Genomic DNA, 14,421 nt, shown 5'->3' with positions numbered 1-14,421 from the left:
AAAGACTAGACAGAAGATTCTTGTTTTGATTCATTAGATTTATTGAATTATTATGAGTACCAAAACAGTTTTCTAGTTACATTATTCATGATTAAAGGATCCCAGAAATGGCTAAATTGGACGCGTATAACGCGGCCACAAGAATGCATTCTGATGCAAAACCAAGCGTTTCAAATCGCAAGATAGGGGTAGCAAGTATTTCTAGTTCAACTTATCAGAAACTCCTATTTATCGAACCTTGGTTGCGACGTTCTATTCCATTCGCTATTATTATAGCTCTAATTGTGATAGCAACAATACGCTTTGCATCACTTTATGATTGGCGCCATACAATCGACAAAAATGCGCGCTTCACACTTTCTCTTTTATCCTCCTATATTGTCAATAAAATCGACCGTGATTTACTGGTTTCTACTCAACAAAAAAAAGTAGCTGCTCTTTCTCCTAATCATTTACAAAATATTCTGATAAATTTTCATCATCACAACTCCATTAATATCAACCCTACTATAGCTATCATTGATCAAAACAGAAACGTCCTAGCTTCATCTAGTTCAGAAATAATTTTAGGAAAGCCTTTACAAAATTTTATTGCTGAAAATACCGATTTATGGTCTCCCTCCAAAAATACTGGAATTATACAAATTACAATAGGGAAAGAACCTGCTCTTGCTTCATTCGGCCAAATAGACAATGGTCAATACGGAGTATTTATTAGTGCAACAAAAAAACACATCTATATGGAATGGGAAAAAAAATTCTCATTAAATATAACTTTATTTATAGGAACAGCCAGTATTATTCTAGTTCTTCTCTATGCTTATTATAATCAAATCATACGAGCACGTAATACAGATCTGATTTCAGAAAAAATCCAAAATCGTACTGATATGGCAATGATGCGTGGACGTTGTGGGCTATGGGATTGGAATATGGCAAGTGGACGTGTTTATTGGTCACGAGCAATGTATGAAATGCTTGGCTATGCACCTCAAAATGCACTCTTATCAATTTCTCAAATTACTGCTATCATTGACCCAAAAGATGCTAATTTTTTTGAGCTTGCTCAAGAATTAATGAGTGGTGAAAAAAAACATATCGATATTAATGTGCCTATGCGTCACGCCGAAGGCTATTATGTATGGATGCGCATTCGTGGCGAAGTGACTGATGAAAAAGAGCCTCATTTGGTTGGTATTTCATTTGATATTAGTGAACAACGTCAATTTGCTGAACAAACTGCACAAGCCGATCTTCGTATCCGTGATGCGATTGAAAATATTTCTGAATCTTTTGTTTTGTGGGATTCAGAAGGGCGTCTGGTTATGTCTAACAGCAAATTTTGTGAGTATGTTTCTATCCCTAAACAGATGCTACAACCAGGAATCGAACGTGCAACTGTCGAAGCCATGTCACGTCCTGCTATCAGTGAATATCCACTCAAAGTAGATGAAGCTGGTAACTTAACTAGTATTCGCCAAACTGCAGATGGTTACTGGCTTAAAATTAATGAGCGACGCACACAAGATGGAGGACTTGTTTGTATTGGTACTGATATCTCTGAGCTTAAACAACAACAAGAAAAATTTGAAGACAGCGAAAGGCGTCTTTTTTCATTCATTCAAGAACTGAAACGTGCCCGAGGCAATGCTCAACAACGTGCTACAGAAGTCGAAAAACTTAATAAAAGCTTGCAAGAAGAAAAAGAGAGAGCCGAAAGTGCTAACAAAGCTAAATCAGAATTTTTAGCCAATATGTCCCATGAATTGCGCACCCCTCTTAATGCTATTCTTGGTTTTTCAGAAATCATGTTGCAATCTACTTTTGGCCCTCTCGGTTCACAACGCTACAAGGAATATATGCATGATATTCATAATTCAGGAACTCATCTTCTAACTCTTATCAATGATATCCTTGATATGTCAAAAATTGAAGCTGGAAGATTTACTCTTGACTGTAAAAATATCAACCTTGAGCCAATTATCAGTGAAACAATTCGTACACTAACACCACAAGCACAATTAAAAAAGATCTCTCTTACAACAAATATCGAACCTAAACTTCATGCTGATGTTGATTGTCGCGCTATAAAACAGATTTTTCTTAATCTCATCTCTAACGCTGTTAAATTTACACCTTCCGGTGGTAGTATTGATATCCGCGCTTTCCAGAAAAATAATAACTTTATTTTTAGTATTAAAGACACAGGTGTTGGTATTCCCAAAGAAGCAATTAAAAAACTTGGACAGCCTTTTGAACAAGTTGAAAATCAATTTACCAAAACCCATCCCGGCTCAGGTCTTGGATTAGCTATATCTCGTTCTTTATTAGAATTACATAAAGGAAAACTTGAAATCACTTCTAAAGAAGCAAAAGGCACAATCGTAACGATTACAATGCCAATTCAACAAAATTAAAAATTTTTAAATATTGTTCTCACGTTGTAGCAAAATTTGTTTGCGTTGAGTGCCCCAACGATAGCCAGAAATAGTACCATTTTTGCGTACTACACGGTGGCAAGGAATCATTAACGCTAATTGATTACTTGCGCATGCTTTAGCGACCGCACGGTAAGCTTTTGGCATACCGATCTTTTTCGCTAACTCTTCATAAGAAATTGTTTCTCCACATTGTACTTCACATAATACGGCCCAAATCTTTTTTTGAAAAGCTGTGCCATTTATATCTAATGACAAATTGTGATGTTTCACCAACTTAGGAGTTTCAACCATTGCTACGATACATGCTATTTCCTGATTTAACAAGCTGTCATCAAAATTGTGTTTTATATTGGTAAAGAACATCCTTAATTGCTGTAATAATTGTGCAGTCGTATCACCTAAAGCAATATAAAAAATACCCTTATAAGATTTCGCTACCAAAAGACTCCCTATAGATGTCTCTCTTGCCGTCACAACAACCGCGCCCTGCCTGCTTTTATTTTCACGCTCCTTCATTATATCTCGTAACATCGTTCAATCCAAAGAAATTCCCTAAAACTAAATCTGCGCTCATAAAAATAATCTTTATTTTAATGAACCGATCTTTTTCACATAAAAATCAGACATAGTCTAAAATATTCTAATCCTATAAATGAACCTTATAATAACCTATAATGAAAAATAAGCTGCTCTCCTTAGTAAGATGCTTCAAACCTCATCTCAGTTTATTGAATACAGATAGAATATAATAAACATTTTATGTAAAATACTAAACATACTTAGTATACTGAACATAAATCATCAAATATGTAAATGCTGTGATGGCATATAATATGGTAATATTAGCTTTTTCTATCTTGCCCTCTATAATAGATCGATTTTCTTTTGATGCAATTTGAACGCACATAACGCACACATTTAAAGCCTAAATTCAGCTTTTTTCGTGCCATGATAGAGATGAAGAGTTATTTAGAAATTTGCTTCAGCATTTAAAAACCAATCTCTATAATTTATGAAATACATAACATATCCATTGTAAAATATATAACTTATATTACATAGCTTACTTATCTTTTATATTGTATAAATTTTTATCACACGCGAAGTATTATTTTTCTTTTTTATAACTAAAATACACAATGCGCATATTGAAATTGAATATAGAGATAAATTGTAAGAATTGTTATTAACTTCTACCGTTAGTCAGTAAAGCAGAAAGAATAAATAGTATTATAATAATTCACGTTTTACTTTAAAATACATTAATTTTTTATAATTAAGAATTAATTTATAATTACTAAGAAATATTACATATAAATTTCCATTACTTTTGTAAAAATTGTGCGTACTAATTGTCCTATTTCTTCAATTAATTTTTCGACACGTGGCAAATCAGGCTCACCAATACTGCGCAACAAAAGATCACTTAGCCCAGGTGGCATATCATCAGGATTAAGGGAATCATTTAAGCAAAGACGTATAATTTGACTCAAATTCGTATAAAGATAATAAGCGTAATGTAAATCAGAAATAAATGATTTTTCTAGAAAATTTGACGGTAGACGAGAAAGAATATCAGCTGTAGTCATTCCAATTTGAAAATCAATAACATGAGTTATAAGAGCAAATTGAGCAATAAATTCAAGATCCATAATACCACCAGGTACAGTTTTCAAATCCCATCGATTCGCTGGTGGCTTTTCTTTTTCAATTAAAGCACGCATTTCACGTACTTCTTTTGCAACCCTCTTTTTATCACAAGGAAGTGCAATAATTGCGCGCACTTCATTTTCTATCTTTTGCAAAAAATCAGCATCTCCGGTTACACCCCTCGCACGGGTTAAAGCAAGATGTTCCCATATCCAAGCTTCCTGACGTTGATATTTTCTAAAAACCTGGAAGGGAACGGCAATAGGCCCCTTATTGCCCAATGGACGTAATCTCAAGTCAACAGTATAAAGAATTCCTTGATTTGTAGAAGCAGATAAAGCAGAAACAAAGCGCTGTGTTAAACGCGTATAATATTGAGAGACATGAAGTGGCTTTTTTCCATCAGATATTTCTATATCTTCGTCGTGCTCATAAAGTAAAATAAGGTCGACATCGGATCCTGCAGTTAACTCAAAGCTTCCAAGCTTACCCATACCCAATATGCCAATACGTCCCCCTTTAATATGGCCATAGTGGCGAAAAAACTCTTCTTGAACAGCAGTAAGTGTTTTTGCAATCATGAGATCAGCAAGTGCAGTAAAAGCAAAACCCGCTCTATCTCCTTTAATTGTACCATTCAAAAGCCGAATACCAATCAAAAAACGCTGTTCACCAGCAAAAATCCTCAGATGATCAAGAATTTCTTCATAAGTAGTTACACCTTCAAGAAAATATTTCAAACGATTTTCTAAGTAATTTTTCGTTGGCAATTCTGAAAAAATTGCTGGATCCAGCATCCCATCAAAAACGTGCGGTGTACGTGTAATAATCTCCGCAAGACGTGGTGCAGCACCCATAATACAAACCAACATATCTAAAAGTGGTGGATTAGATTGCAATAAACTAAAAAGCTGTATCCCCGAAGGCAAACCTTGCAAAAAACTATCAAAACGCAACATTGCCTCGTCTGCTCTTTTGGTAGCACCAAAAGCTTTTAAAAGTGCTGGTGTAAGCTCTGTTAATCTTTCACGGGCTTCAGCAGATTGAGTAGCCCTATAACGTCCACAATGCAACGTCCGCATAATACGACAAATATCACTTGCCCTTTCAAATCCTAAACGACTTAATGTAATAAGTGTTTCTGGATCATCTTCTTCGCCTGTAAAAACTAAGTTGCCAATTTCCAAGCCAAGTTCTCGCTCATGTTCAAACAGTGCAGCATAATGTTCTTCAACTGTTAGAAGTGTTTCCAATAAATCGCGAATAAAACAACTACTTTCCTGATATCCCATCAAATATGCAACGCTTGTAAATCGAGAAATTTCCTTTGGCAAAATATGCGTTTGTTCATCTGCAAGCATTTGAATACGGTGTTCAACATTACGTAGAAAAGCATAGCTTTTTACAAGACTATCTTTAATTTCCTCTCCGATCCAACCAAGATTGCAAAGCTCTGTTAACATTTTAACTGTTTCACGCCCACGTAATTGAGGTAAGCGTCCTCCAGCAATTAACTGTTGTGTCTGTACAAAAAACTCAATCTCACGAATACCACCTCGTCCTAACTTGATATTATGACCATAAGCAGCGATTTTCCCATAATTTTTATAAGCATGGATTTGGCGTTTAATAGAATGAATATCAGAAATAGCTGCATAGTCTAAATATTTTCGCCATACATAAGGAGAAAGTTCTTTAAGAAAACTAAAGCCTGCATCAATATCACCTGCCACTGGACGTGCTTTAATCATAGCTGCACGTTCCCAATTTTGACCCCGCCCTTCATAATAACGCAGAGCAGTCCTAACAGGTAATGCTAAAGGTGTTGAGCCTGGATCCGGTCGGAGTCGCAAATCGAGCCGAAAAACATATCCTTCAGCAGTACGTTCTTGAATGATACGGATTAATCGACGCATCATTTTTGAAAATATATCAATACTTTTTTCATAAAGATTACCAACATGAGGTGACATTTCATCAATTAAAATAATAAGATCAATATCAGAAGAATAATTAAGTTCTTCAGCGCCAAACTTCCCCATGCCTAGAACAATTAAACCACAATCTTTCTCTGGTGTATCACGACTAGATAAAGTTATTTTTCCGCAATCATGTGCTTCTCTCAAAAGAAAACGTAAAGCCGCACCCAATGCCGCTTCACCAAGACGTGTTAGCCATGCGCAAGAAATGTTATAAGTAAAAACATGACCTAAATCGGCTAAAGCAATAAGAGCATGTGCTTCTCTTTTTTTGCACCTTAAAGCTGCCATTAATGAAGTTTCATGAATCATTTCAGTTCTATCAGTGGCAGCAATATCTTCTATAATTTCGCTCAATCTTGTTTCTATATCAACAGTCAATAAAGGACTAAGATAAGAGGGATTTGTGATCAAAACTCCACGCAGAAAAGGAGACAAGGTCATGACCGCACCGATGAAATCAACTTGCTCTCCTCCATCTACAATATATGAAACCAATTGCTCTAAATTTTCTCTTCTTGCTTGCTCCTCAATATCTTTTAGCCATTGTGAACTACTCCCATCAAGAGGACGTAAAGGAAAAAGCTGTGTTTTTAAAAAAGCTGTTTTCATATGCATTACATCAAGAAAGCATTTTAATTTTCATTTTATTGCATTACAAAATTAGAAAAAACAATACTCATTTCAAAAATGATAATGTAACAATACTATTTAAGAAAACAATAAAACAGCTCTTAATCCTGGATTTGCGTTTTCAAACAATAATTCACCTCCGTGAAGTTTCATAACAGCTTTTGTTATACTCAAACCAATACCAAAACCAGGTTGTGTGCGGCTTTCTTCAAGACGAATAAACCGTTCTGTTACTTTTTCAAATTTATCTTCTGCAATTCCTGGGCCATTATCACTAACCACAACTAACAAATACCCACCATCACATTCCATTGACAAAGAAACTTCTGCCTTCTTTTCACCTATAGATGCATATTTGATCGCATTATCAATAAGATTAAAAATTGCTTGTGTAATAAGCTCACGATTCAGCTTGAGTTCTTTATCAAAAAGATGTCCCAATCGAAGCAAAACGCCAGCTTCTTCAGCAAAAGGTTCATAAAATTCAACAGCATCTTCAAGAATCAATTTTATATTCATAATCTCAAGATTTTCAATTAAACTACCTGCTTCAATACGTGAAATCATTAAAATAGCATTAAAAGTACGAATGAGATAATCCGATTCAGCAATAACATCATCGAGAACCTGTCGATATTCAAACTCTGTTTTTCTTCCCAATAGTGCTTCTTCAGCACGATTTCTGAGGCGTGTTAGTGGCGTCTTAAGATCATGAGCAATATTATCTGATACTTGGCGCAAACCAGTGTTTAATTCTTCAATGCGATCTAACATAACATTAAGATTAGCTGACAATCGATCGAATTCATCACCCGCTTCAGAAACAGGTAAACGCCCACTAAAATCACCATTCATCAAACGCCGTGATGCAGCTGTTACATGATCAATTCTTTGCAAAGCACGCCTACCAATAAAAAACCATATTAATAAAGCACCTCCAACCATTGCTGCAAGAGCGATCATAACAGCTTTACGAATGACTTTCACAAAACGTTCTGGCTCATCTAAATCTCGTCCAACAAGAAGCTTCATAGCATTAGGCAAATTAATAATAACCGCTAAGGCACGATGTTTATTCAGTTCATTTATTTGGCCATTTTCTCCAAAACGTGAATACAAAAAAGAATGAGAAAGAAAGCCATCATTTTGAAGAAGACCAGGTTCAATATGAGCAACATTACCTGTTAAAACACGGCCTGTTGGATCAGTGACAAGATAAAGAAAGGCTCCTGGTTGTCGTGAACGATAATCAATAGTACGTATTAATAAAGGTAGCCCACCATAATTATAAGCACTCTCAATGTTCCTTAATTCTTCGCGTAAAGCTTGTTCCGTTTGGTCTGTCAGTAATGAAATAGCGAATGCTGTCATATAAAGAGAAAGCCCCGCTGCAACCAATCCAAAAAGCAAAATATAGAGCGCAGAAAGCCTCAGCGTAGTGGTGCGCATCATGTTGATTAAACGGCTCATATTTTTTTGTCTGGTGCCTTCAGCATATATCCTGACCCACGAACTGTATGCAAAAGTGGAACATCAAAATCTTTTTCAATTTTTGCTCTTAAACGAGATATATGAACATCAATAACATTTGTTTGTGGATCAAAATGGTAATCCCAAACATTTTCCAAAAGCATTGTACGAGTGACAACCTGACCAGAATATCGCATTAAATATTCAAGCAAACGAAATTCACGTGGTTGCAATACAATATTCTTTTCACCGCGCTTTACTATATGTGCTAACCGGTCAAGCTCAAGATCCCCAACACAATAAACAGTTTCTGCTTCTTTAGGATTTTTTCGTCGTTGCAAAACTTCAACACGCGCAAGAAGCTCAGAAAAAGCATAAGGTTTTGTTAGATAATCATCTCCACCTGCACGCAAACCCGTTATACGATCGTCAACCTGACTTAAAGCAGAAAGAATAAGAACCGGTGTTTCGTTGCCTTTTGCACGCAGCTCAGCAACAATAGAAAGACCATCACGATGCGGAAGCATGCGATCAACAACCATCACATCATAATTTATTGTTTCAGCCAAAGTATAACCAGTATCTCCATCATAGGCAATATCAGCTGTATGTCCTGTCTCCAAAAATGCTTTTTCGAGATAACGCCCTGTCTCACGATCATCTTCGATAATGAGTATCTTCATAAAACGCACCTCCATTATTTTATTAAATGATTGATGGAACAGAAACTTTAACAAGTTTCTGTTCTACCTCTCATAAATGTTATTTTTTTAAAATTGGAAGGGCAATAAAACGATTCTGATCATTCGTACGCACTTGCAATAATATCGCATTTCGTCCTAGTTTTTTTGCATCCTTGATTGCATCAATAATATCAGACGCCTTTTTGACAGATCTATTATTAACTGTTACGATAACATCGCCAGGGCGTATACCTCTATCAGCTGCATCTGCATCCGAGTCGACGTCAGTTACAACCAATCCTACACCATCATCAGAAGGAGCTACAATCAAACCGTAATCTTCTAATGTTTCATCCAAATTACCGTGTTCGTTTGAATATTTTGATGTCTCTCCTTTCCCTTCATTTGCTGGCATTGTATCAAGCTTAACCTTGATATTTTCTTCTTTACCAGATCTCCAGATTCCTAAAGTAACAGTTTCTCCAGGTGTAGTATTTGCAATACGCTTTGCTAGATCACGTGCATCATTAATTTTTTCGCCATTGACCGCAATAATTACATCACCTGCTTTAATACCCGCCTTTGCTGCTGGCCCTTTGAGCGGATCAGTAATTAAAGCACCTTTAGCTTCTTTTAGACCAATTGAATCAGAAATTTCTTTTGTTACAGGCTGAATTTGAACACCTATCCAACCCCGCCGAACAGAACCTTTTTCCATAAGTTGTTTCACAACCTGTTTCGCTGTTGCTGAAGGAATAGCAAAAGCAATCCCAACATTCCCACCAGAGGGAGAAAAAATTGCTGTATTAATTCCAACAACCTGTCCATTAAGATTAAAAGTCGGACCACCAGAATTACCACGATTAACAGCAGCATCAATCTGAATAAAATCATCATAAACACCAGCGCCAATATCACGCCCACGCGCAGAAACAATACCTGCTGTTACAGTCCCACCAAGGCCAAATGGATTTCCAACAGCAACAACCCAATCACCAACATGAATTGTCGAATCATCTGCAAAATCAACATATGGAAACTTTCGTTTATCGCTTACTTTTAATACCGCAAGATCAGTTCGGGGATCCGCTCCAATAAGTTTTGCCTCAAGTTCTGTACCGTCATCAAGAATGATAGAATAGCTCGTTCCGTCAGCAATTACATGATGATTGGTAACAATATAACCATCAGAGGAGATAAAAAAACCAGATCCAAAGGCTATAGGACGAAATTTACGTGGACGATTTAAAGACTTATTATTAGGGAAAGCATGATCATAAAAATCTTTAAAAAATCTTTTCAAAGGATGTTGATCTGGCAACTGATCAATCCCTGGACCACTAAAAAAATTACTAAAGAACTTTTCTTCTTTCTTAGCATTACTCTTCACTTGCACTGAAACAACAGCTGGTTTTACTTTAGATACAACATCTGCAAACCCTTGCTGTTGTACTGAAGGAACAAATACAGGACTTGCATAGGTAGTTGTTACCCAAAAGCTTGATCTATTAAAAAATATCGTACTTGCTAAAAATACAAAACAACTTACTGCTGTTAACATCGTACGAAAATTTGATTTGACCATTTTTATGCTCCTACTCAGTAATATTTTTACCCACATTGAAATTAACAATAAAACAGTAAATATTACCGTTTTCTGTCTAAATTATTAAAGTTTTGTAAAGTCAATGATAAATCTAAACTATCAGTTTAAATTCCTTTCTCTTCTTTTCTCCATACAATATTTATTTTAATTTCAACAATATTATGAACAACTTCTATTAATTAGAATCAAAAGTGATGAATCCCTTTCTGCTTAACCACCTTAGTCGAAATAAAATGAAACTTACACCAATAATAATTACTATCAGAGGTGATAACCATAAAAGCCAAGTTGTTTTATTAAATGGCGGCGTTAGTAAAATAAATTCACCATACCGCTCAACAAGAAAATTAATAACCTGCTGATCGTTATCCCCTGCTTTCAAGCGTTCACGAACCAAAAGGCGTAAATCACCCGCTGATGAGGCATTTGAATCATCAATTGATTGATTTTGACAAACTAAACAACGCAAATATGATGAAATATAACGAGCACGCGCTTCGAGTGCTGGATTCGTTAAAATCTCATCTGGCTCTACTGCTCTCACCAATTGCATAGAAAAAATGAAAACAAAAAATGTAAAAGTCCAAAAAAAAAGCTTCCTCATCTTGATCCTTTTACAATATGTTTAACACCAAAAGTTATCCACCGCAACCAACTTACACGGACCCAACGACTTAAAAGAGAAAAGCCACCCCCTACTGCCATCATGAACGCACCAAACCAAATACATATCACATAAGGCTTCCACCATATATGCACAAAAAGTCCTTGATCATTTATACGACCAGGAGCAATATAGAATTGGGAAAAACCGTGACTTTGAATACCAACTTCCGTTGTTGATATATTTTGACTTGAATAAAAACGCTTCGATGCTATCATATTACTTATCAAATTTTTTTTCTCATATATTTTAAAATTAAATTGCATTGCAGAGTAATTCGAGCCCGCAATATTACGAACTTCATCAAAACAAATAGTCTTACCAGCTATCGTAACCGTATCCCCTATTTGCATAATTAAAATACGTTCTTGCCCAAAGGTTGCAACACAGATAATACCAAATAACGTAACTCCTAATCCCATATGTGCCAACGCAGCACCAAAAACAGACAATGGTAACCTAAAAAATTTCTTAGCCCGCACCAAAAAAGGAACCTTGTGATAGCCACTCTTGCACCAAAGATCAGCTAAACCACCCAAAAAAACAAAAACTGCGAGTCCAACGCCTAAAGCTGCAAAAATATCACGTAAAGAATCTACATAAAATGTTATAAAACACGCCACACAAGCTAATGCAAATACACAGCACAATCGCTCGAAAACTGCAAAAAAATCGCCATGTTTCCAAGCTATCATTGGTCCAAATGGAACAAATAACAAGAGTATAATCATTAAAGGTCCAAATGTAAGATTAAAAAACACAGCACCTACAGAGATTTTTTGTCCTATTAATACCTCAAAAAAATAAGGGTAGAGTGTACCAATTAAAACTGTTGCTGTTGCTGTTGTGAGAAACAAATTATTTAAAATAATAAAACCTTCACGCGAAATTGGATGAAAAAATATCCCTGTTTTCAAAATAGGCATACGTATAGCAAAAAGAAGAAGAGCTCCTCCCGTAAAAAAAAACAAAATAGCAAGAATTGCTTTCCCACGTGCTGGATCAACAACAAAACTATGAACAGACATTAAAATACCCGAACGAACGAGAAAAGTTCCCATAAGAGAAAGAGAAAAGGTGAGAATAGCTAAAAATAAGGTCCAACTTTTCAATAAATTTCTTTTTTCAAAAACAATTACTGAATGTAAAAGGGCAGTTCCTGAAAGCCAAGGTATTAATGAAACATTTTCAACTGGATCCCAAAACCAATAACCACCCCAACCTAATTCATAATAAGCCCAATAAGACCCAACCATGATGCCAACTGTCAAAAAAATCCATGCAAGCAAAATCCATGGTCGTACCCAATATGCCCAAACCTTATCGACATATCCTATAATCAATGTAGCTATTGCAAAAGAAAAACAGACTGAAAAACCAACATAGCCCAAATAAAGAAGTGGAGGATGAATTACTAAAGAAATATCCTGTAAAACAGGATTAAGATCATTTCCCTGTAATACCGGTGAATTAACACGTCTAAATGGATTAGACATAAAAAGAATAAACAAAAGAAAAGCACTTATGATCCAACTTTGGCAACTTAAAACTAATGCTTTAAACTGTTCTGGTAATTGTCGAGAAAATAATGAAATCAATATACTAAAAAAAGCTAAAAACAAAACCCATAACAACATTGATCCTTCATGGTTACCCCACACACCAACGATCTTATAAAGCATTGGTTTTTCTGAATGAGAATTCTCAACAACATTAAGAACAGAAAAATCAGATACAATATAAGCATAAACAATAACCAAAAAAGATAAGAGTAGTAATATAAAAGTGATATATGCTAATGGCACCGCTAATTGCATGAATAAACGCTTTTCCCGTAAAACACCAAAAGTTGGTAAGAACGCCTGCAACAAACTAACTGCAAATGCTGCAGCTAAAAAAAGATGACCTAATTCAACTAGCACAATCGAATTGCCTTTTCATATTCTGACACTTGTTCATGCGATCAGCCATTTCTTTAGACATATAAGTTTCATCATGTTTTGCCAAAATACGCGTGCCTATAAAAAGTCTTTGTTTATTGAAATATCCTTCTACAATAACACCTTGTCCTTCACGAAAAAGATCAGGTAATATGCCAGTAAAAACAACTTTTTTATGTTTTATACTATCAGTCACAAAAAAGCTAACTTGCATATTCCCACTGTATTCAACAGTTCCTTTTTCAACAAAACCACCTAAACGTAAAGGACGACCTGTTAAAATATCTTCCCTTGTAATTTCAGATGGCATTCGAAAAAAATTTACTGTATCACGAATCGCATACAGTACCAAACCAGTCGCAACTGCAATAACAAAAAGACATAATAAAATCATGAGCAGTCGGTTTTTTTTTCGCTTCTTCAAAACAAGCTCAAGTGAAGAAAAATCGTTTAAAGGTGGACTGTTCATAGCCTACTCATGAAAAATTTTTTCATCAATCCGTGTTGTATAGTTGTATATATGCCTTATTTTTTATTGAAATAGCTTTGCATATTCTTTTATTTAAGTAAAACTTATTATACGTATTTTTATCATGTCTGAATAAACTCATCTGATTATGCAACTATAAATCAGTCGAAATCTTACTCTTTAAAGACATCAAGTAACTGAATAATCATTTCTTCAACACGCGATCTTCCTTTAATATCCTTAGGCCTTTTACTAAGGAAATTTTGTAAAAGCTGAACTGCTTGAGAAGATTGACCTGCTTGATGAAAAGCATTCGCTAAAAGTAAATGAGGATAAAAATCATTTGGTGCTAAATTGACTGCTTTTTGAAAAACATCCTGCGCTTCTTGCGTAATCATTCCTCCTTCGTAACCAACTAATGCTAGACCATACCCTACCAACCTCGGAGCTGTTTCTCCATTCAATTGAAGTGCATCTAAATAGGTATTCACAGCCTCCTGAAAACGACCTTCTTCAAGATAACCTACTGCCAATGCATCTGCTATCTTCCCATCATGAGGCATACGAAAAAAAAGCGCTTGTAAACGGACAAGTCTTTCATGACCATTTAACGTCTTGGGGTCCCGTCCCATCAATTCACTAAAAAAATAACTCTTGACTCCTGGATTACCAGTCAGACTATAAACACTGCATGTTACAAAGAAAATAAATAAAAGACAAAAAACTGTAAGTGCAAAAAAACTTTTAAAATGTTTACAAAGCCCTCGTATACTTTTTTTGTCAAAAGTATTATGCTTAAAATCAGCTTCATTTTCACAGTTTTGGATTTGATCAATACTCAAAGAAAAAATTTTCATTTATATCCTCACATACAAATGCGACTCTT

General features: G+C 35.4%; 10 protein-coding genes. 1 reads left to right on the top strand and 9 read right to left on the bottom strand.

Translation table 11 applies throughout. The features are described from left to right. Window positions 1-107: 107 nt before the first annotated feature. Window positions 108-2,417, top strand: a complete 2,310-nt coding sequence (locus tag BJB63x_RS01230) for a sensor histidine kinase (RefSeq protein WP_078718659.1) — start codon at window positions 108-110, stop codon at window positions 2,415-2,417. Window positions 2,418-2,423: 6 nt separating this feature from the next. On the opposite strand, the gene BJB63x_RS01225 is transcribed toward BJB63x_RS01230, so the two are convergent. The 9 genes from BJB63x_RS01225 to BJB63x_RS01185 form a co-directional block, all read right to left on the bottom strand. Then, complete coding sequence (locus BJB63x_RS01225; RefSeq protein WP_078719506.1) at window positions 2,424-2,957, bottom strand: methylated-DNA--[protein]-cysteine S-methyltransferase; 534 nt, start codon at window positions 2,955-2,957, stop codon at window positions 2,424-2,426. A gap of 791 nt (window positions 2,958-3,748) precedes the next feature. Further along, complete coding sequence (locus tag BJB63x_RS01220) at window positions 3,749-6,682, bottom strand: bifunctional [glutamine synthetase] adenylyltransferase/[glutamine synthetase]-adenylyl-L-tyrosine phosphorylase (RefSeq protein ID WP_078719505.1); 2,934 nt, start codon at window positions 6,680-6,682, stop codon at window positions 3,749-3,751. A gap of 99 nt (window positions 6,683-6,781) precedes the next feature. Continuing rightward, the gene (locus BJB63x_RS01215; RefSeq protein WP_078718658.1) at window positions 6,782-8,173 is read right to left on the bottom strand and encodes a sensor histidine kinase; all 1,392 of its coding nucleotides are present in this window, start codon (window positions 8,171-8,173) and stop codon (window positions 6,782-6,784) included. Next, window positions 8,170-8,856 carry a response regulator transcription factor gene (locus BJB63x_RS01210; RefSeq protein WP_078718657.1) on the bottom strand — a complete coding sequence of 229 codons (687 nt, stop codon included), beginning with the start codon at window positions 8,854-8,856 and terminating at the stop codon, window positions 8,170-8,172. Before BJB63x_RS01210 ends, BJB63x_RS01215 begins: the two co-directional genes overlap by 4 nt. A 79-nt stretch (window positions 8,857-8,935) precedes the next feature. Next, on the bottom strand, window positions 8,936-10,441 hold the full coding sequence (locus tag BJB63x_RS01205) for a Do family serine endopeptidase (RefSeq protein WP_078718656.1): 1,506 nt from the start codon (window positions 10,439-10,441) through the stop codon (window positions 8,936-8,938). A gap of 196 nt (window positions 10,442-10,637) precedes the next feature. Beyond that, window positions 10,638-11,066 (bottom strand): cytochrome c-type biogenesis protein, encoded by a 429-nt coding sequence (locus tag BJB63x_RS01200; RefSeq protein ID WP_078718655.1) that lies wholly within the window; start codon window positions 11,064-11,066, stop codon window positions 10,638-10,640. Next, window positions 11,063-13,048, bottom strand: coding sequence for a heme lyase CcmF/NrfE family subunit (locus tag BJB63x_RS01195; RefSeq protein ID WP_078718654.1), 1,986 nt, complete (start codon window positions 13,046-13,048; stop codon window positions 11,063-11,065). The genes BJB63x_RS01200 and BJB63x_RS01195 overlap by 4 nt, the downstream gene beginning before the upstream one ends. Continuing rightward, window positions 13,038-13,535, bottom strand: coding sequence for a cytochrome c maturation protein CcmE (gene ccmE, locus BJB63x_RS01190; protein ID WP_078718653.1), 498 nt, complete (start codon window positions 13,533-13,535; stop codon window positions 13,038-13,040). Before ccmE ends, BJB63x_RS01195 begins: the two co-directional genes overlap by 11 nt. 173 nt (window positions 13,536-13,708) lie before the next feature. Next, on the bottom strand, window positions 13,709-14,392 hold the full coding sequence (locus BJB63x_RS01185) for a tetratricopeptide repeat protein (RefSeq protein WP_153300742.1): 684 nt from the start codon (window positions 14,390-14,392) through the stop codon (window positions 13,709-13,711). Between the last annotated feature and the right edge of the window lie 29 nt (window positions 14,393-14,421).

Origin of the sequence: Bartonella sp. JB63, assembly GCF_002022665.1 — a bacterium.
Lineage (GTDB): Bacteria > Pseudomonadota > Alphaproteobacteria > Rhizobiales > Rhizobiaceae > Bartonella.
This window is presented reverse-complemented; position numbering and strand designations above follow the sequence as displayed.